This is a genomic window from Paenibacillus sp. RC84, assembly GCF_041260495.1.
Lineage (GTDB): Bacteria > Bacillota > Bacilli > Paenibacillales > NBRC-103111 > Paenibacillus_F.
This window is the reverse complement of the sequence record NZ_JBGBYL010000008.1, coordinates 281635-300923: the sequence shown is the minus strand read 5'-3', so window position 1 is coordinate 300923 and position 19289 is coordinate 281635. Positions and strand designations below refer to the sequence as shown.

At 57.0% G+C, this 19289-nt stretch carries 16 protein-coding genes; 1 reads left to right on the top strand and 15 read right to left on the bottom strand.

The features are described 5' to 3' along the window. Positions 1–69: 69 nt before the first annotated feature. From ptsP to ABH899_RS19455, 15 genes are all read right to left on the bottom strand, one after another. Positions 70–1788: a phosphoenolpyruvate--protein phosphotransferase gene (gene ptsP / locus ABH899_RS19525; protein ID WP_369999602.1), complete on the bottom strand. Its 1719-nt coding sequence runs from the start codon at positions 1786–1788 to the stop codon at positions 70–72. Continuing rightward, the gene (locus ABH899_RS19520; RefSeq protein WP_369999600.1) at positions 1781–2053 is read right to left on the bottom strand and encodes a phosphocarrier protein HPr; all 273 of its coding nucleotides are present in this window, start codon (positions 2051–2053) and stop codon (positions 1781–1783) included. The genes ptsP and ABH899_RS19520 overlap by 8 nt, the downstream gene beginning before the upstream one ends. A 95-nt stretch (positions 2054–2148) precedes the next feature. Then, a complete protein-coding gene (gene ptsG / locus ABH899_RS19515; RefSeq protein WP_369999597.1) occupies positions 2149–4209 on the bottom strand; it encodes a glucose-specific PTS transporter subunit IIBC in 2061 nt (686 codons plus the stop codon). A gap of 532 nt (positions 4210–4741) precedes the next feature. After that, positions 4742–5143 carry a 4Fe-4S dicluster domain-containing protein gene (locus ABH899_RS19510; protein ID WP_009674669.1) on the bottom strand — a complete coding sequence of 134 codons (402 nt, stop codon included), beginning with the start codon at positions 5141–5143 and terminating at the stop codon, positions 4742–4744. Beyond that, positions 5140–6828 carry an FAD-dependent oxidoreductase gene (locus ABH899_RS19505; protein WP_369999592.1) on the bottom strand — a complete coding sequence of 563 codons (1689 nt, stop codon included), beginning with the start codon at positions 6826–6828 and terminating at the stop codon, positions 5140–5142. Before ABH899_RS19505 ends, ABH899_RS19510 begins: the two co-directional genes overlap by 4 nt. A gap of 56 nt (positions 6829–6884) precedes the next feature. Further along, positions 6885–7901 (bottom strand): ABC transporter substrate-binding protein, encoded by a 1017-nt coding sequence (locus ABH899_RS19500; RefSeq protein WP_369999589.1) that lies wholly within the window; start codon positions 7899–7901, stop codon positions 6885–6887. Positions 7902–7979: 78 nt separating this feature from the next. Beyond that, positions 7980–8831 carry an ABC transporter permease gene (locus ABH899_RS19495; protein WP_369999586.1) on the bottom strand — a complete coding sequence of 284 codons (852 nt, stop codon included), beginning with the start codon at positions 8829–8831 and terminating at the stop codon, positions 7980–7982. Between the two features lie 15 nt (positions 8832–8846). Next, positions 8847–9719, bottom strand: a complete 873-nt coding sequence (locus ABH899_RS19490) for an ABC transporter permease (protein WP_369999583.1) — start codon at positions 9717–9719, stop codon at positions 8847–8849. 18 nt (positions 9720–9737) lie between these two features. Further along, entirely contained in the window at positions 9738–10514 is a 777-nt protein-coding gene (locus ABH899_RS19485; protein WP_009674667.1) for an ABC transporter ATP-binding protein, read from the bottom strand. A 305-nt stretch (positions 10515–10819) separates the two neighbouring features. Beyond that, positions 10820–11722 (bottom strand): glucose PTS transporter transcription antiterminator GlcT, encoded by a 903-nt coding sequence (gene glcT, locus ABH899_RS19480; protein ID WP_369999580.1) that lies wholly within the window; start codon positions 11720–11722, stop codon positions 10820–10822. Positions 11723–11810: 88 nt separating this feature from the next. Further along, the gene (locus tag ABH899_RS19475; protein WP_369999577.1) at positions 11811–13505 is read right to left on the bottom strand and encodes a polysaccharide deacetylase family protein; all 1695 of its coding nucleotides are present in this window, start codon (positions 13503–13505) and stop codon (positions 11811–11813) included. Then, positions 13498–14712 carry an MFS transporter gene (locus ABH899_RS19470; protein ID WP_009674704.1) on the bottom strand — a complete coding sequence of 405 codons (1215 nt, stop codon included), beginning with the start codon at positions 14710–14712 and terminating at the stop codon, positions 13498–13500. The genes ABH899_RS19475 and ABH899_RS19470 overlap by 8 nt, the downstream gene beginning before the upstream one ends. A 5-nt stretch (positions 14713–14717) precedes the next feature. Further along, positions 14718–15866, bottom strand: a complete 1149-nt coding sequence (locus ABH899_RS19465; RefSeq protein ID WP_369999574.1) for an MGDG synthase family glycosyltransferase — start codon at positions 15864–15866, stop codon at positions 14718–14720. Positions 15867–15930: 64 nt separating this feature from the next. Next, entirely contained in the window at positions 15931–17100 is a 1170-nt protein-coding gene (locus tag ABH899_RS19460; RefSeq protein ID WP_009674679.1) for an MGDG synthase family glycosyltransferase, read from the bottom strand. A 293-nt stretch (positions 17101–17393) separates the two neighbouring features. Next, complete coding sequence (locus ABH899_RS19455) at positions 17394–18251, bottom strand: glycosyltransferase family 2 protein (RefSeq protein ID WP_369999570.1); 858 nt, start codon at positions 18249–18251, stop codon at positions 17394–17396. A 338-nt stretch (positions 18252–18589) separates the two neighbouring features. Between ABH899_RS19455 and ABH899_RS19450 the strand changes: the two genes are divergently transcribed. Next, a complete protein-coding gene (locus ABH899_RS19450; RefSeq protein WP_369999567.1) occupies positions 18590–19288 on the top strand; it encodes a response regulator in 699 nt (232 codons plus the stop codon). Position 19289 lies beyond the last annotated feature (1 nt).

Here is a 19289-nt window from a genome sequence, read left to right as displayed (position 1 = left end):
CCTATCTTTGCGGATGTTATTTCAAATTGCAGGCGGCCTTTATAAGTTAGCCGTCTGCCGATCTTGGCATTACGCTTTCGGCTGATACCCGTTTACGAGCGCCACGACTTCCTCTGCCGTCGAAAGCTCGATCGCGCGGGCGGCGAGCTGCCGCATCTCCGACAGGGAGAGCTTCACAATCTGGCTGCGTGCAGGCAGAATGGAAGTGGCGCTCATGCTGAACTCGTCGAGACCGAGTCCGAGCAGAAGCGGAATCGCGGTCGTATCTCCCGCCATCTCGCCGCACATGCCGGCCCATTTGCCTTCGCGGTGAGCCGCGTCAATCACCATTTTAACCAGGCGCAGAATGGCCGGATTATAAGGCTGATACAAATAAGAGACACGCTCGTTCATCCGGTCGGCCGCCATCGTATATTGAATGAGGTCATTCGTCCCGATGCTGAAGAAATCGACTTCTTTGGCAAACTGGTCGGCCATAACAGCCGTCGACGGGATTTCCACCATGATACCGAGCTGAATCTCGTCGGATGCCGGTGTTCCCTCCTCCGCAAGCTTTGCCTTCTCTTCGAGTAGAAGAGCTTTCGCTTGACGGAACTCATCCAGCGTAGCGATCATCGGGAACATGATCCGAAGCGCGCCGTGCACGCTGGCACGCAGCAGGGCGCGCAGCTGGGTGCGGAAGATATCTTCACGTTCCAGACACAAGCGGATAGCGCGGAAGCCGAGGAACGGATTCATCTCCTTCGGAAGCTGCAGGTAAGGCAGCTCCTTGTCGCCGCCGATGTCGAGCGTACGGACCACAACCGGCTTGCCCTCCATTTTCTCGAGGACCGCCTTGTAGGCCTTGTACTGCTCTTCCTCCGTCGGCAGCTGATCGCGCCCCATGTACAGGAACTCGGTCCGGTACAGGCCGACAGCCTCGCCGCCGTTCTCCAGCACGCCCGCCACGTCGGCAGGTGTGCCGATGTTCGCCGCAAGTTCGACATGGTGACCGTCCGGGGTCACCGTCGGCTCGTTGCGCAGCTTGGCCCATTCGGCGCGCTGCTCCGCGTAGCGCTGCTGCTTCGCGCGGTATTCTTCGACCACCGCAGGCTCCGGATTGATCAGAACGTCGCCGTCCAATCCGTCCACAATCAGCAGGTCGCCGTCCTTGACAAGATCCAGCACGTTCTTCGTCCCGACGACGGCCGGGATTTCAAGCGAGCGCGCCATGATCGCGGAATGGGACGTGCGTCCGCCGATGTTGGTCGTAAAGCCTTTCACGTACGTGCGGTTAAGCTGGGCCGTATCCGACGGAGTCAAATCCTCCGCCACGACAACAGTCTCCTCCGAGATCGACGACGGGCTCACGAATTTGACGCCGAGCAGATGAGCGAGCACCCGCTTCGTCACATCCCGCATATCCGACGCACGTTCTTTCAGATAATCGCTGTTCATGTTCTCGAACATTTCGACGAACGTCATCGCAACTTCGTTCATCGCAAATTCCGCGTTGACCTTCTCGTCGCGGATTTTCGCTTTCACCGGATCGACCAGCTCGGGATCACCGAGCACAAGCAAGTGAGATTCGAAAATCTCCGCTTTCTCTTCTCCCATCTCCCGGAGCGTCTGTTCCTTGATAGCCTCGAGCTCGGCGCTGGATTTCTCCAGAGCCTGCTCGAATTTGGCAACCTCGGCTTCCGTGTCCTCCACGGTTTTGCGGACGACGGTCAAGTCGGGGTGTTCCAGACGGAACGCCCGGGCGATGGCAATTCCCGCCGAAGCGGCAATGCCACGTATATTAGCCATTAAGCTCGCCCAGCCCTTCTTTAGTCATAATTGCTTCCAAAGCCGCGATCGCTTCCGCTGCATCTTCACCTTCTGCGGAGAACGTAATTACATCGTTTTCTTCCAGCCCCAGGGAAAGCACGCCTAGAATCGATTTCATAGTCACTTTCTTGCCTTTGCTCTCGGCGAATACGTCCGCTTTGAATTTATTGGATGTGTTGACAAGTGCTGTAGCCGGACGTGCGTGAATACCTGTATCGCTGGTCACTTTAAATGTTTTTTGCATAGTTGGTCATCTCCACTCAATAATTTAGTTGCATACGTCTATCTTAACCGAAAAAGAGGGGGTTAGAAAAATACCGCCCTTCTCCCCCAGTCCTTTTACTTAATCGTAATAATATTTTTGTCGCCCGATTTAATGTCGCCTTGTTTATTCAAACGAATTTCAGTGCCTTCCGGCAGGTTCGTAAAAATAACCGGTGAGATGATGGAAGGAGCGTGCTCTTTCACATAATCGAGATCGACTTTCATGATCGGCTGGCCGGCTTCCACGATATCTCCTTCGGAAACGAGCACTTCAAAGCCTTGTCCTTTCAGTTTCACCGTGTTAACGCCGATATGAACCAGCAGTTCTTTCCCCGCGTCGGACTGGATACCGATGGCATGCTTACTCGGGAATACGTTGAAAATTTTGCCGTTTACCGGGGAAACGATTGTCCCGTTTTTCGGCAGGATAGCAAACCCGTCGCCCGTCATTTTCTGGGAAAAGACTTCGTCCGGAACGAGCGTGATATCCATCAGTTCGCCGTCAGCCGGAGCTACGATCGTTTCTTCTTTCATCAGCTCGCTGCCGCCCGTATCGGGAGATTCCACAACCGGCACGCTCGCCGTGGAAGGAATGCGGCCCGCCATAACGTCTTGAATCTGATTTTTCAAGGAATCGGAACGGGTTCCGAAAATAGCTTGTACATTGTTGCCGACTTCAAGAACGCCCGAAGCGCCCAGTTTTTTGAGACGCTCTTTATCCACGGCGCCTTTGTCTTTCACCTGAACACGCAGACGCGTGATACAAGCGTCAAGGTTCGAAATGTTCGGCGCGCCGCCCAGTGCCGCAAGAATGCTGGTCGGCAGGTCGCCCGTACCGCTGGCATTGCTTGCGCCGCTGACGGGAGCATCGTCCGTGTCGGCTTCCGTTTGAACTTCTTCGCGTCCAGGCGTTCTCAGATTGAACTTGGTAATCGCGAAGCGGAACACCACATAGTAGATGACCGCGAAGACAAGGCCGACCAGAATCGCGAGCCACCATGGCGTGCGGTTCGGCAGGACACCGAGCAGCAGGAAGTCGATCGAGCCGCCGGAGAACGTAAAGCCGAGCTTAACCTGCAGCAGCGTCATAATCGCGAAGGAAAGACCTGCGAGCAGGGCATGGAAAACGTAGAGAAGCGGTGCTACGAACAAGAATGAGAACTCGATCGGCTCCGTAATCCCCGTAAGGAAAGCCGTCAAAGCGGCGGAGCCCATAATACCGGCAATCAGCTTTTTGTTCTCGGGACGCGCCGTATGGTAAATGGCCAGACACGCGGCCGGCAGACCGAACATCATGAACGGGAAGTTCCCGCTCATAAACGTACCCGCCGTAAGCGGCACGCCGTCTTTCAGCTGAGCGAAGAAAATTTTCATATCCCCGCGCACCAGAACGCCCGATTTATCGATATATTCACCGAACTCGTACCAGAACGGCGCATTCCAGATGTGATGCAGACCGAACGGAATGAGAGAGCGGACACCAACCCCGAACAAGAAAGAAGCCAGAACCGGATTCGCGTCGAGCACGGAACGGGAGAAAGCGCTCAGTCCGTGCTGTACCGGAGGCCAGATAAAGATCAGGATAAGCCCGGTCAGCAGCGCGGCAAGGGAGGTAATGATCGGAACGAACCGCTTGCCCGCAAAAAAGCCGAGGTACGACGGAAGTTCGATTTTATGGTACCTCTTGTAGAGGAGTGCCGCTATGACACCCATGATAATCCCGCCGAAAACGCCCGTTTGCAGAGTCGGTATACCCAGCACGCTCGCGTAAGAAGGATCTTTCAGCGTCAGCGAGAAAGGGGTTACACCCGCCAGAACGCCCATCGTCACGTTCATAATCAAGTAACCGATCGTGGCTGCGATACCGGCAACGCCGTCTCCGCCCGCCAGACCGATCGCTACCCCGATCGCGAAAAGCAATGCCAGGTTGGCGAAAATAATGTCGCCTGCGCTCGACATGAGGTGAGCCGCAACCTGAAACCCGTTTCCGCTGAGGAAAGGCATAAGCTCAATCGTATCCGGGTTTTGCATGGCCGAACCGAACGCCAGCAGAAGGCCCGCGGCAGGAAGAATAGAAACCGGAAGCATGAGCGCCTTACCTACTTGCTGGAGCGCGCCGAAAACGCCTTTTAACATGTGCTTCACTTCCTTTATCTGGTCATAGTGTCTATGGATTATTCAACCCCACAGGCAAGGCCGAAACAGCAAAAAAGGCATAAGCAATCAAGGAATGCCGGAAGTAGCTGCCGGATAAGGGTTAATATAACCCAACTCGGAGCGTTTCCATTCATTCTCTTTCTTGCTCATGCCTGATCGTATCAGTCACACGCGCATATCGCCTGTTCAGTTGTATAATACCTAAGCTCCGTCATTATAGCATGACAAATCTCAACAGACAATACCATTTTTCGCACTTTCATCCCGTCAAAAAGGAGACCCCCCACACGGGAGATCTCCGGTTATAAAACGGAAGTGGGTGCGTTCCGGGAAAGGAACGTCGCCCCTTCCAAAGGGGATATCGGTCTATAAGATACCTGCAAGAGATCTGAAAGGCAGCTATTTAAGTCGTCTGTGGAAGATAACTCCCGCAATTGCAAAAGCTTCGGTTCGGAAAGGGCGATCCGGGCACCGGGCCTTAGACGGCTCGGCGGATTCGGGCGGCATGAGCCTACCCGGCCGGTTTCCGAGGATAGTCCGGAGTCAGAATAAACGCCGTCTCCTCCGCATCCAGAGGGGGCTGCCGGGGAAGCACGCGGTCGATAAACGGAGTCGTATCCAGCTTGGCAAGCTTGACGCGCCCCGGTCCCCAGCCGATCTTCTCTCTCCAGCTGCCGAGTACGCCGGATTCCGCAAGCTCCCGCTCATCGACGCTTACCGCCTCGTCGCCGTATGGAGACACGTAAAGCGCGTCAACCGGGCAGTAAACCTCGCAGATAAAGCAGGTCTGACAGTCGTCCTGCCGGGCAATAACCGGTACCCGGTCCGGTCCTTCGTCGAACACGTTCGTGGGGCAGACCTTGACGCACATGCTGCAGCCTACGCAGCGGGTGGAACTGACCAGCTCGATCATGCCAGCGTCACCTCCTTCCGCACGCCATCTCCGCCGGATGGCTGAAGCGGTTCATGCGAAGGCTGCCCGGAATGTGCCGCCGGGGCGACCGCCGTCAGGGGTGGGACTTCCCCGCCTCCCTCCAACTTGACCCGGATATCGTCCAGCCCCGACACAAGCAGACGGCGCTGGTAGGCCGGATCGGTATGCGGGTATTCCGCGAGCGTGTGCATGCCGCGGGTTTCCCGCCTCGCCAGTCCGGCGGTATGAATCCAGCGGGCCGCCGCCACCATGGCGGCCGCTTCCCTGGCACGGACGCGCTCCCTCGCATCGCCGCCGGGGACACCGCCCTGGACGAGGGGCCATAGTCCGTGCAGTCTTTGAAGAGACTCCCGGAGCACGGGCTCGCTCCGGAAGTAGTTGATCTCCAGCGGGAACACTTCCCGCTGGACGGCCCCGATAATCCCCGGGACATCCCTCAGTGCGGATGTCCCCGGCGCCCCTGCGAGCCCGGCGCCGCCTGCCAGGCGGAGATGGCGCTGCCCGGCCCGGCTGCCCAGAGCCAGCGCATACCCAGCGGCGGCTCTGCCGGACCAGGTCCCGGACGAGATCGCCCACGAGGCGTTGAAAGCGCCGCCTCCAGATTGAGCGCCCGTGACTCTCTCCCGGGTGGCCGCATCGCCGGCGGCATAGAGCCCGGCCACGGTCGTCGAGCAGTCTTCGCCGACGAGCCGGATGCCGCCCGTTCCCCGCACGGTTCCCTCGTACCGGAGGGTCAGCGGGAACGGCTGCGTGAACGGATCAATGCCGGCCCGGTCGAGCGGCAGGAAGAAGATCGCGTGCGAGCTGCGCAGGATTGCCCGCTTCTCCGGGGTGTCCGCCTTGTCCATGACGGCGTACACGGGCCCTTTGCTCAGCATCTTCGGCAGGAAGTCGTGCGGCCGGGGCCCCTCGGAATGCAGAGGCGTGCCGTCCTCGGCATAGAAGGTCGCCCAGTTCAGCAGACGGCCGCGCGTGTTCGTGCCGAAGGCCGCGCTCGGTGCGTACTGACGGCTGAACTCCATGCCGGAGAGCTCCACGCCGAGCTCGGCGGCCATCAGCAGGCCGTCGCCGGTCAGGACGTTGCAGCCGAGGCCCTTGCTCAGAAAGGCGCAGCCTCCCGTGGCGATCACGACGGCGCCCGCCCGCACTTCCCAATCCCGGTGATCGAGCCGGGATACGCCTCTGGCTCCGCCGACGCCATGCTCGTCGACGAGAAGCTCCAAGGCCGGAGACTGGTCCAAGATGCGGGCTCCCGCCTTGATGACGGCCCGGCGCATAAGCTTCATGTACTCCGGCCCCTGGAGATGATCCCTCATGGGTACTCCGTTCTCGTCCCTGCGGAACGGGTAGCCCCAGGATTCCACCAGTTCCAGGCTTTCGTACACCTGATCGAGCACGCCGTGAATCCAGGATGGTTCGGACAGGAAGCCGCCTCCCTTCATCCGCTTCCTGACCGCTTCTTCCCTCAAAGCGGGATCGGGCGGAAGGTAGAGAAGATTGGTTCCTCCGGGCGCCGTCGCTCCGCTGGAACCGAGAAAGCCCTTGTCGGCCACGACTACCCTGGCACCGCGTGAAGCCGCGCTCCATGCCGCCCAGGCGCCTGCGGGTCCGCCGCCGATCACCAGGACATCGGCCGTTAATTGAAGCGGCTGTTTCTGACTCATGTTTCTCCCTCCCTGTTCTGCCGCTTATTTTGCTGCAACCGGTTTTGATGACCGGCTTATTTCACCAGCCAGTCATCGACGTTGAAATCCGTGTCCGCCAATTTATCCTGGACCAGAAAATCTTTGGTCGCCTTTAGAGCCTGAATGCCGCTGTCCGTGAACGACTCTCTCTGAATACGGGAAACGGCGCTCGTTTTTTTAACCAAGTCCAGCGGAGTTCCGGTATTCTCGACGACAAACGCATAATAAGCGTCTTCCTGCGTTTTCAGATCGTCCAGCGCTTTAATCCTCAGGTCATTCCACACTTTTTCGATATCCGGCACTTTCTTCAAATAGCTCTCCGATACCACCGTTACCCCCGCGCCTACGAGAGCGGGATGATCCTTGGCCGCTTCGTCCAGAACGGGAAAGCCTTGCGGAATCATCTTGAGCCCGCGTACTTCCGTGGTGGCGATAGCGTCCACTTCTCCTCTGACCAGAGCGGCATCCGCGTCTTCATCCAGCAGATGGATCAGCTGTACGTCTTTAATGCCCTGCTCTTTGAGCAGACCTGCCAGATAGCGGTGCATGTAGGAGCCTTTTTTCACGGAGACTTTCTTGCCTTTCAGTTCGGCCAACGTTGCGGGACCGTTCTTCTTCCCGAGAATAAACGCATTGCTCCCGGAGGAATTCAAGGTGATGACTTTGGACGGCGCTCCTGCGGAACGGGCCAATATGGCCGGGGTATCGCCCAGCGAGCCGATATCGATCCGTCCGCTGATCAGCGATTCGCTCAAATCCGGGCCGTTGGGAAAACCGACAAACTGCACGTCCGTGATCCCCCGTTTTTTTAGTTCCTCCTTCGCTCCGCCTTTGTAGAACCCCCAGCCTTCGGCGCCGCTCGGAAGGTTCAGCTTGTTCGCGCCGATATAGCCCACGCGCAGCACGGAAGGCGCCTTGCCTCCCGGGTCCGCTCCTCCGGATGGATCGGCTTCCGCCCGGCCGCAGGCCGAAGCCAGCAGGACCAGCGCCGCCAGAAGCAGAACAAAACCGATGAGATGCGTGTATTTTTTCGTGTATGCCGTATGTGTCATGCTTATCCCCCTCTGTATGTAGAAATCCTCTCCGTCATGCTTTTCGCCCCGCCCGGCTTTAAGCCCAAACGGCACTTATCAGCCTTCAAAACTGTCTCTCCACTGCAGCAGCTTCGCCTCCAGCAGCCGGACGAACGTATCCACAAGCTTGCCGACGACCGCAAACAGAATGACTCCGACGAAAATAATTTCCGTCGCCGAATTCTGCTTCGCGAAGTTAATCAGGAAGCCGATGCCCGATTGGGAGCCGATCAGCTCCGCTACGACGAGCCCCAGCCACGAAACGGCCAGCGAAAGCCGCAGCCCGAGCAGGATGTTGGGCAGTGAAGCGGGAATGATCAGCCGGAGCAGCTGTTTGTATGGACTGAACCGCAGCACTTTGGCTACGTCGAACAGTTTGTTATCCACACTCCGGATGCCGAGGTAAGTGTGAACATAGAGCGGGAAGAAAGCTCCGTTCGCGATAATGAGCGTTTTGGACGTCTCTCCGAATCCGAACCAGAGGATAATGAGCGGAGCCGCCGCCAGATGCGGCACGAGCCGGATCATCTGCAGCGTCGGGTCGAGCAACTGCTCGGCTTTGCGGAAGTACCCGGTCAACAAGCCGAACAACAGCCCGAGACTGCCGCCGAGCAGGAAGCCCGTCATAGCCCTCCACAGCGAAATTCCCACATGTTCCGTCAGCTCGCCGCTCACGGCCAATTCTTTGAGTGCGGCGCCGATCATCAGCGGAGTCGGCAGAAAAAACGTCGAAATCCAGCCGAGGTCGCCTGCCGCCTGCCACACTATGAGCACAAGCACCGGAAGAACGGCACCCAGGGCAAAATCGCCCGTCTTGGCTTTCAGCAGCGTTTGCCCGTATTTGCGCAAGCTTCCGGGCTGTTCATGTGTTCCGGTGAGCCGTCGAAGCGCTTCCCCGCCACTGTTCATAGTCGCTCCCTCCTTTTACTTGCCTCCATAGCTGTCCTGCCATTGCAGAAGGCGCCTTTCCAGCAGCCGGACCCCTGAATCCACCGCCTTGCCGATCACGGCAAACAGGATAATACCCACATACACCACGGCGGTTTTGTTGAACTGCCGGGCTTCCGACATCAGATACCCGAGCCCGGACGAAGCCCCCATCAATTCGGCGACGACCAGTCCGAGCCAAGCGATGCCGAGCGAAACTCTTATGCCGAGAAAAATATTCGGGAGCGCCGACGGCACAATAAGACGCACCAGTTGTTGATACGTGCTGAATCCCAGCACCCTCGTCACTTCAAACAACTTTTTGTCCGCGCCCCGTATCCCCAGAAAGGTATTGATATATAGCGGAAAAAAAGCCCCTTTGGCAATCAGCAGTACTTTCGAGGGCTCGCCGAATCCGAACCAGAGAATAAACAAGGGCGCAATCGCCAGATGGGGAATCATCCGGATCATCTGCACGGAGGGATCGAGCACTTTCTCCGTTCTGCGGAAAAATCCGACCAGCATGCCCAGCAGAAGACCGAGTCCTCCTCCGAGCGCAAAGCCTGCGGCCGCCCTCAACATACTGATGCCCACATTCTCCGCAAGCGCGCCGGATTCCAGCAAACTGCGAAGCGACTTGGCGATGGTCCAGGGTGTCGGAAAAAGCAGCCGGGAGATATAGCCCGCGTCACCCAGTACCTGCCACAAGATGAGCGCGGCCACAGGCACAATCGCTCCCAGCAAGAACGATTCCAGCCGCTTCCTCCGTTTGGAAGAACCGGTGGGAGCAGGTTCTGCCGGAACAGATTCAGGAGAAGCAGCCAATAATGTCGAGCCTGTACCTTGCAGCAGATTTGAAGGCTTGCTCACGATGCCCCACCTCCTTCGTCAGATTCCTGCGCTTTCAACGAGCTCAAGTTCATCCAGCTTCTCGAATTCGTTTAAAATTTTGTAGCGGATTTCCTGAAACGACGTGCTCGTTTTCTTCCTCGGAAAAGGCAGATCCACCGGAACGATATTCCGGATCGCGCCGGGGCGCGGTTTGAGAATCACGACGCGGTTCGCAAGGAAAATCGCTTCATCAATGTCGTGCGTGACGAACACCATAGTGGTCCGGTTGGCCTGCCAGATATCGAGCAGCACCTCCTGCATATGCGCTCTTGTAAAAGCGTCCAGCGCCCCGAAAGGTTCATCCAGCAGCAAAATTTTCGGATTTCGAAGCAGGGCCCGGGCAATGGAAACACGCTGGGCCATCCCGCCCGAAAGCTCCCTCGGATAAGACTTCTCGAAGCCCTGAAGCTTAACCAGCTCGATCAGATTATCCACCTTGGCGCGTACCTCCGGGTCTTTGAGCGAAAGATCGGCCGCGATATTCTTCTCGACCGTCAGCCACGGGAACAGGCGCGGTTCCTGAAAAATGAACCCTTTATCAATGCCGGGCCCCGTCACTTCCTCGCCTCCAAGCCGGACGTTCCCGTTGTGATCGGTATCCAGACCCGCCACGATTTTCAGAAGTGTGCTTTTTCCGCATCCGCTCGGGCCGATGACCGTTATAAACTCGCCCTCTTTTATATCCAGATTGATATCGTGCAAGGCATGGACAAGCCCCTTCTTCGTCTCAAAAGCCTTGTTCAGCCTTCCGACTTCGAGCAGCAGATTTCCCATCGTGCATCCCCCTTCGTTTTAGGACAAAAATAAAAAAAAGCGCATGCCGTACGGACGATATCTCGCATCCGGATCGCAGGCGCTTCTAGTTGACTAGTCAGCAGGTTTCAATTGCGGGTTTTTATTTCATACTATTCTTATAGGATTAGACAAATATTATCACTATAGCCCAGATCGGTCAAGACTGTTTTTCAAATAAAAATGACCGCAAAAAACAGGCCGCACGCATCCGCGCCAACCTGTTTTAATAACTCCGGTCTTTTAGGGAAAACAATTTGGCCCGAAAAATGCAGCCGCTCCGGGAATCAAATGTCCCCTGCAGGTTTTTCCTTCTCCAGGGAATCGTCTTTCTGCATCAGGCGAATCAGGTGCATGGTCAGGTAAACGGCCTCCGCTTCGTAAACCGGCTGCCGCAGCCGGCGCTGCATGACTTTCATCAAAGTCCAGGCGATAGTGTAAATCTCCGGGTACTGCTGCTTAAGCAGTTCGCCGAGCTTGTCCGGCTCGTGAACCGATTCTTTGCGCTTCACCCGTTCGATGGCAAAACGGAGATGGCGCAGAAGCCGGGAGTACGCGATGGTCCTGCGGTCGATCGTAATATGCATTTGCCGTTCGATCAGGCTAATGAGCTCGCCGATCAGGCGGGAGTATTCATTGACCTCCGATACCGGCCGGTTCGTGATCGCACCGTGAATATGAAGCGTTACGAAACCGACCTCCGCCGGCGGCAGGTGCACGTTCATTTTATCGTTAATCGTACGGATGACATAGTCGGCTATAGCGTATTCCTGGGGATAGAGCTCACGGGTTTCGAGCAGAAACGGATTCTGCAGCACGATGCCCTGCTCCAGCCGTTTAATCGCAAACGCGATATGGTCCGTCAGGGCAATATGAATATGTTCGTTCAGCGGCGCCCCGGCATGCTCCGAGATGTACAAAATCACCTCGTTCATGACCTCGATCAGCTTCTCGTCGATTTGGGGAATCAGCTGCTGGTATTGTTCTTTTTCTTTTTCATTGGTCAAAATGAACAGCTTCTCAACCGCTTCCGAAGGAATGAGATCTTTGGCCTTCCGGTTAAACCCGATGCCTTTGCCGATCACCACAACTTCTCGATAGACGGGATGCGCTGCAATGATCACATTGTTATTCAGCACCTTGACCACTTCTATGCTGCTGTTCTTCACTTCCGCACCTCTTCCGTGCACCCTGTTGATTCCTCCAGATTACTAGAAAAAGGCGCTTACATCAAGTTGCCGGAACAAAAGCAGGCAGGCAATCCCCGGACTCCCGGAGTTACCCGCCTTTTCCCGCCACTCCTTCCGGAAGCTCTTGAAGAACCGCACCGTACGCTTCCTCCGGATAATAAGCGCCGGAGGAAGGCTCTGCCGCACTCAATCCGGGAGCATAACGTTTCTTCATCTGGCTGACCGACATCGCGATAATGCGCGGATTCAGCCGTGCGGTGTTCTTCTGAAGGCGTCCGAATCCTCCGGGGTGAAGCATCCCGAGCAGAACACGCAGGTACAGCGTCGAGGACCAGCGCCACAGGCGGTTATGCAGCGGCAGGACGGTAAATCCGAACTGCCTGGTGCCGCGGTGGATCATGGAGATACCGTACACGCCCTTAAGATCGGCAAGGGCCGGGTCCGTCAGCAGGCGGTGCGCCAGTCTGGGCATGGAATTACCCATGGCCCGGATCATCTGCACGGCCAGCTTCATCATGGACGAGCTTTGCGATCCGGCCCGGCGCAGCCATTCGTTGTCGAGATGAAGCTCCGCCACTTTGTCGCCCGGGCGGATGATCTCCCCGTCCTCGAGAATCAGCTCCTGCCCGTGGTACGCCCGGATCCGGTAGTGGAGGAAGCGGTGCTCGGGATCTCCGGGCTGTACCCGGTACAGCTGGTGGAACAGCCGCTCCCACAGCATCCAAGCGCGCAGGGCCAGGCCCCGGTGCTTCTCCGGCGGCGGAGGCGGCTGGCTTTGCGGCGCTTCAAGGGCGGGCGCCGCTTCCATCACGGGCTGTGGGAGCTGCGCGCTCTCGGCCTCACCCGCGGCCCGCGAGCTGTGCATGGCCGCCGCCTCTCCGGCAGCCTGCGGGTCCCGCGCTGTCGCAGACGCTTCGCCTGCGGTCCGGGAGCCCTTCGCGGCAGCCGCCGCCTCTCCGGCCGCTTGCGCGCTCGTCGCTGCATCGCCGGCAGCCTGCGATGCCTGATCGCGCGGCGAGGACGCTGCCGGCAGAGCGGTCCGCTTCTCCGCGCCGCGGCGGACGAGCCGTTCCGGAAGCCTCCGGCTCGGGAGATGCTCGTCAATACGCGCAAAACGGATGCCCCGCCGACGGGCATCCTCCAGCACATCCGCGAGTGCCTCGATCATATAACCCGGCGCGTCGGGGTTCGCGCCCAGTGTGTCGCCGCTGTCGTGCAGGAGAATGACGGCGCCGTCTTTCACTTTGCCGATCAGCTTCCGTTTGATCTTGTCGGTCCCCCCTCTGCTGCGCCAGTCAAAAGCGGCCATGGACCACAAGACGATACGGAATTTGCGGATCAGCAAAAAGTCGAACACGTTGAAAACGCCCCACGGGGGACGGTAATGAACCGGCCGTATCCCGGTAATGCGTTCGATCACGTCTGCCGAATGTTCCAAGGTGCGGCGCACCTTCCAGGGTGTCATGAGAGCATTGGAATGGTGCATATAGTTATGCAGCCCGACCAGATGTCCTTCCTCGTGCATACGCCGGATCAGATCCGGGTAATGCTCCGCCTTGGCGCCCAGTACGAAAAAAGTGGCTCTCGTGCCTTTCCGGGCAAGCAGATCCAGCAGCTGCGGCGTATACTGCGGATCGGGGCCGTCGTCAAAAGTCAATGCGGCGCACGGGCTCTCGGTTCTGCTTTTAAACACGCCGTATCCGAGGCGCCGAATCAGGAAGGTAGGCACAAGTGTGTAGATCAGGTAAAAAATAAAGACCATCCAGATCATTCCTTCAACCACGGTAGGTCACCCCCTTTACGGCGGCTTTGCCGTCTGTCTTAACTGAAGGCTGAAGCGGTACTAATATGTACCACAGAGCGATGGCTCCCAGCAGGACCGCGCTTGCCGAAATCACGAAAACCTCGCTGTACCGGTCGGCCAGCCAGCCCCCGAGAACCGGCCCTATAAAAGCGCCAAGTCCTTCGACACTGGAAAGCGTCCCCCAGCCCATCTCCTGGTGCCCTTTGGGAACGTAGAGAGCCATCAGCGCATTCCAGGCCGGCAGCACGCAGGCGTAGGAAATGCCAAGCAGCGCAGCCGTCAGCAGCGCAAACTCCAGTTCTTTTATAAACGTCATGACATACAAGGCCGCCGCCAGAAACGCAAACCCGAGGATCAGAAATCCGCGGAGCCCGAAGCGGTCGGAGAGTTTTCCCATCGGCATTAAACAAATGACCGTGCACAGCCCGCCGGCCAGCAGAACCATGGAATATTGCGCATACTGCAGGCCCATGACTCCGGAGGCGAACCCCGGAAGAACAGGGACAAGCAGACCCGCCGCAAGAGTCTGCAGCATCATCGGAGGCAGGAGCGGTTTCGCTGCACCGAGCTGTTTTTTGAGTACGCCCGCCTGAACTTTCCACGTGACGGTTTTCCTCCGCGTTCCTTCCGCCCTGCCCCCCATTCCCATAGAAAGCAGACAGCCCAGCCCCCACAGTCCGAGCAGGATAAAATACGTGACCGACAGACTGTAATCCAGCACAAAATTGATAACGACGGGGCCGGCACCGAGTCCGGTGAGCCAGACGGTATACAGGACCCCCATTTGAAAAGCGCGCTGTTCGGCCGTTATACGGCTCAGACAAACGAGCCAGATCGGGGAAATTCCGACCCCGAACAAAGCCGCCGACAGGAGAAAAATAAACACGTTGTGCGGTCCCTGCAGCAGAATAAGCCCGATCAGAGAGAAGAACATCCCTCCGCCGACGATAACCCGGGCGGGAAACCGGTCGAGAAGAAGCCCAGCCAGCCCTTTTACAATCATATCGACTACATAGTGAATGGAAATCGCCAGTCCGACAACCGTCACGGGATAATGAAGAACATTCGCCGCATATACGGGCAAATAAGACAGCAGGTAAGCGCCCCGGACGAATTCCACGACAAATAGAATGAATGCGTACCCGATTAATCGGGCGGAAAGCCGGCGCTGTTTGTTCTCATCCATCGTTCTCACCTCGCTTGTTCGCTGCTGCGGGCAGGATGATGCCCGATCTCTTCTAGAATATGCGAGACAATCGTCTGGCCCGCATTTTTTTTGTGCAGATTGCGGGCGGACGTGCGGGCCGACTCCGGCGGCCATTCTCCGCGCATAACCCGTCCGACCTGCCGGACAAGCTCATCCGGGTTAAAAGCGGCCAGCGCCGCGCCCTTTTTCACGAAATAATCGGCGTTTTCTTTCTCCTGGCCCAAAAACGGGCGGTAAACGATAACGGGTACATCCAGCGCAAGCGCCTCGGACAAAGTAACCCCGCCCGCTTTCGTAATCATGCAGGCGGAAGCCGCCATCAACCGGTGGATGTCCTCCACAAAACCGTGCACGCACACGCGCTCCTGTCCGGCGAAAGCCGTTTCAAAATACCGCTTCAAGCGCTCATTGCGGCCGCATACGAGAACGATTCTCACGTCCGGAACGTCCCGGAGGAGTTTGGCGCAAAGTCCGCGCAGGCCCCTCAGCACGCCGTACGCACCGGCCATCATAAGCACAAAGGGAGCCGCCTGTTCGGCCTCTCCGCTTGTTAACCCGGCGTTCCCGTCTCCTGCGGTCTGAAAGGAAGGCCGCAGCGGGATGCCGCTGACTTTGATGTTATCCGCCGGCACGCCCTTGGCGACCAGCAGCGTTTTCAGTTCCTCCGAAGGAACGAAATAATGCTGTACATCCGGGTGAATCCACCGGGAATGAAGATCGTAATCCGTCACGATCGAGAAAGTCGGAATCGTCTCCCCGCAGTGCGGTCCCGTATCCGGCATCCCCTTAAGGGGGAAAGTGTTCACCACCGCCGCCGGCTGATGCTCACGGATCATTTGGCGGAGCTTGCGGTCTCCCAGGGAGTGAAGCCATCTGGAAAGCAGGGCGTCCGCCCGCATATCTTGCGTCAGGTAGTAGCTGAGGCCGTACAGGCCGATGGAAGATGTTTTCAGATACACGAAGCGGGTGAAGGAATTGAACCAGGGATGCGCCTGAGCGAACAAGTCCACAAGCTCTACGTTGCTGACGCCTTGAGTTTCAAAGCTCTGCCGCAGGGCCCGGGATACTTGCAGATGGCCGTCTCCGTAACTGGCATAGAGGATAAGTATTTTCGCATCGGGGTTCATGGGCATAACCACGCTTCCTGTTATGGAATAGGGTTATTATACGAAGTTTGCGTAAACATTATTGTCGCTTTTACCAAATTTCTTGTAAAGCCGCCGCATAGCGCCGTTCGCTGCGGGTTTCCAGCACGATTCGCACCGCTTCGGCCGATGCGTTGGATCGGCGCGTTCTGCCCAGGTTCTCCCGCATGGTATACAGCAGCGACGGACTTCTCAGCAGAATGCCCAACTGTCCGATCAAATCGTTCATGTTCTTCGCTTTTACGGCGATTCCCGCCTGCAGAAGGAAACGGGCATTGTCCTCTTCCTGTCCGGGAAGGGACTTGTAGATCACGATCGGCAGCTTCATGGCCATCGCTTCCGAGATGGTAAGGCCCCCCGGCTTCGTAACGAGTATATCCGCCGCGGCCATCCATTCGTGTACGTTGTTCACGTAACCGGTAGCGAGAATCCGATGGCGGGAATGAGCCGCCAGCTCCGTAATCTGCGCGCGGAGCTTCTCGTTGTTCCCGCACACGACGACCAGCTGCGTTCGGACCGGCAGCGCCTCGAAGGCTTCGAGCCTGTTCGCCAGCTCGCCGCCCATCATCCCGCAGCCTCCTCCCATGAACAGGATCGTCGGCAGCTCGGGGTCGAGTCCGAGCAGGCGGCGTGTCTGGGCGCTCTCGTAGGTGCCCTGGAACTCCGGCCGGATCGGAATGCCCGTTACTTCGATGCGTCCCGCGGGCACACCCGCCTGGATCAGGCCGTCCCGGACGGTGTCGGAACCGACCAGGTACTTGTCGGTCTCCGGGTAAACCCAATAGCTGTGGTCCGTATGGTCCGTAATGACCGTGGCCGTAGGCACATCGTACAGTCCGTAAGCCCGTACGGCGGACATAGCTCCCGCAGCCGGAGGGAAGGTGGACACGACCACCGTCGGCTCCACTTCACGGAGCAGCTTCATCATGCGGCCTAAGCCGAAGCGGTTGAACTGTTTCAAAATGTACGAGAAAAAGTTGGCTTCTCTCGTTTTATTGTATACATATCCGTATGCCGACGGGAACGTCTGGAGTCCTTTCAAAAACATGTACCGTCCGATGGAGTTCATGAAGGGATGCGTCCACTCCATAAAATCGAGCAGGACCGTCTCCGCTCCCGGATACCTCTGAGCGATCTCGCGGCGGATCGCTTCCGCCGCCTGTTTATGCCCGTCTCCATAGCTTCCCGAGAGAATCAATACTTTATGTCCGTTCTTTTTCATGGTCCGCAACCCTTTCCGTTAACCTTGTTCTTGTCACTATTCTACTCGGTCGGGAGGGGGAATCAGAACCGACTCACGACGGTTTTTATACCTGGTCTTAGGTCCAGGTAGCCCAGGCAGCCCAATTCCCCGACCGTCTCTTCGGACATCCGGCAAGGCCGGACAACAAAAAGCCTTCCGGGCAGCAGCGGCTGCAGAAGGCTTCTGTTCTAAGAGGTTGCGCCTGGTTGAGTAAGCTTCTGTGCCGTCCATCCCTAGTCCGTACCGTACGGGGATAACACGAATGCTTCCAGTTAAATAGACTCGGTTTGTTCCGACAGACGGGAGATCACCGGCTCTCCGTCCCATATAATCGTGGATGGGGCTTCTCTTTGACGCATGTGCGGTTTGTCCAGCAGGGTGAAAAAGTTTTCCGAAGGCAGTTCACCCAGACCGTGCTTGGCACATAGCCTGCCGAGGTATGGATTCCCTTCCTGCCGGTTTCCCGAAACGTTATCCCCTTTCAGCGAAAAAGCGTAGAGTACGCTCGCGACGGGAACTCTGACGATTTTATAAGAAGCGGCGGCTCGGAGGAAAAAGTCCCAGTCCCAATAATGATGCACATCGGGATCGTACTCGCCCAGGGTGTCGTGGACGGCTCTCCGGTACAGGGTGCCCGACGGCACATACGTCGAAAATTTCCTCATCTCCGCGAGATCGAACTCGTAAGCGAACAACCGGCGGCTGACCGGAATACGCGTGCGGCCTTCCACCCGGTAATCAAACAGCTCCGCATCGGAATAGGCAAAGTCCGCTCCGGTCTCTTCGAGAGCGGCAAGCATGCGCCTGATATGCCCCGGCGTCAGGAGATCGTCGTCGTCGCAAAGCAGAATCAGCTCGCCCCGGGCAATCCGGAGCGCTTCATTGCGGGCATGCACATGCTTTAAATTAACCGGCTGGTTAATGACCGTAACAGCCAGCTCCGGGTAAGCTTCCTTCACAAAATCCACGGACACGCCGGCATCGTTCACAACCAGTACTTCCAGGTTCGGGTAGTTCTGTGCCGCCAACGTCTCCAGCAGCTCGCCCAATACGTAAGGGCGGTTATATGTAGGGACAATAGCCGATATAAGCGGCTCTTTGGGTGTTGTCGGTGATTGCGATTCTCTCACTTGGGAATCCGTTCCTTTCCGTTGCAGCAGGAGTCATCAAATCGTTGCCTCTTTACTATACATGATGAAGCCCGTCCGCGTCTGTATGTTCATAAGCCTGTTGATAAGTATGCCGTTCTATGTCATTATGAATAAAGATTTTAGAAAATAGGACTTAGTGCCTATATATACTACCTACTCATTTGCGAAACCAAGGATTTTTTCTTTCATTTCAGGCAAAAAAAGGATAGAATGTAGGGTATAAACCTTTTTTGTTAGGAAAAAAGTAACAGCTTGTCAAGTCACACTTGGAGTTTTTTTCCTTTTTTAAGCACGGGCAGCAGCTAGGAGGTTTCTTCATGCAGGCAAGTAAAATTCTTGTTGTCGACGATGATCACCATATTTTGGAGATCGTTTCCCTGTATTTACGGCGCGAAGGCTTCGAAGTCATTACCGCCGATCACGGGGATCATGTGCTTCAACTGGTCACGGAACAACGTCCCGACCTTATTCTTTTGGACATTCTGCTTCCCGGCATGGACGGTATAGAGCTGTGCCGCCAACTGCGGAAAACAAGCGACATCCCGGTTATTTTCCTGTCGGCGAAGAGCGAAGACATCGACATCATTCTCGGTCTGAGCATAGGAGGAGACGACTACGTCACGAAGCCGTTCAGTCCCGCACAGCTTGTCGCACGCGTGAAAGCGCTGCTTCGCAGATGCTCTTCATCCCGTAATCCGGCGGACCAGCACGTGCTGAAATATCCCGATCTGGAGATTGATCTGCACAGTCATATCGTGAAAGTTCAGGAGCGGCCTATCGCCCTGTCCGCCAAAGAATTCGATCTGCTCAGCCTGCTGGCGCAAAATCCGAATCGCGTCTACCGGATTGAGCAGCTTTTCGAACAGGTCTGGAGCCTGGAGAGCTTCGGCGATCCCCGGACTCTCATCGTTCACATCAGCAACCTCCGCAAAAAAATCGAACCGAACCCGTCGGACCCCCGGTATATCATTACCGTGCGCGGAGTCGGTTACAAATTCAACGGAAGTCCCGTCTGAT

Excerpts from the sequence above, each read along its gene's own strand:
- ptsP (WP_369999602.1), bottom strand. The coding sequence starts at position 1,788 with ATGGCTAATATACGTGGCATTGCCGCTTCGGCGGGAATTGCCATCGCC.
- ABH899_RS19520 (WP_369999600.1), bottom strand. The coding sequence starts at position 2,053 with ATGCAAAAAACATTTAAAGTGACCAGCGATACAGGTATTCACGCACGT.
- ptsG (WP_369999597.1), bottom strand. The coding sequence starts at position 4,209 with ATGTTAAAAGGCGTTTTCGGCGCGCTCCAGCAAGTAGGTAAGGCGCTC.
- ABH899_RS19510 (WP_009674669.1), bottom strand. The coding sequence starts at position 5,143 with ATGATCGAGCTGGTCAGTTCCACCCGCTGCGTAGGCTGCAGCATGTGC.
- ABH899_RS19505 (WP_369999592.1), bottom strand. The coding sequence starts at position 6,828 with ATGAGTCAGAAACAGCCGCTTCAATTAACGGCCGATGTCCTGGTGATC.
- ABH899_RS19500 (WP_369999589.1), bottom strand. The coding sequence starts at position 7,901 with ATGACACATACGGCATACACGAAAAAATACACGCATCTCATCGGTTTT.
- ABH899_RS19495 (WP_369999586.1), bottom strand. The coding sequence starts at position 8,831 with ATGAACAGTGGCGGGGAAGCGCTTCGACGGCTCACCGGAACACATGAA.
- ABH899_RS19485 (WP_009674667.1), bottom strand. The coding sequence starts at position 10,514 with ATGGGAAATCTGCTGCTCGAAGTCGGAAGGCTGAACAAGGCTTTTGAG.
- ABH899_RS19470 (WP_009674704.1), bottom strand. The coding sequence starts at position 14,712 with ATGGATGAGAACAAACAGCGCCGGCTTTCCGCCCGATTAATCGGGTAC.
- ABH899_RS19465 (WP_369999574.1), bottom strand. The coding sequence starts at position 15,866 with ATGCCCATGAACCCCGATGCGAAAATACTTATCCTCTATGCCAGTTAC.
- ABH899_RS19460 (WP_009674679.1), bottom strand. The coding sequence starts at position 17,100 with ATGAAAAAGAACGGACATAAAGTATTGATTCTCTCGGGAAGCTATGGA.
- ABH899_RS19450 (WP_369999567.1), top strand. The coding sequence starts at position 18,590 with ATGCAGGCAAGTAAAATTCTTGTTGTCGACGATGATCACCATATTTTG.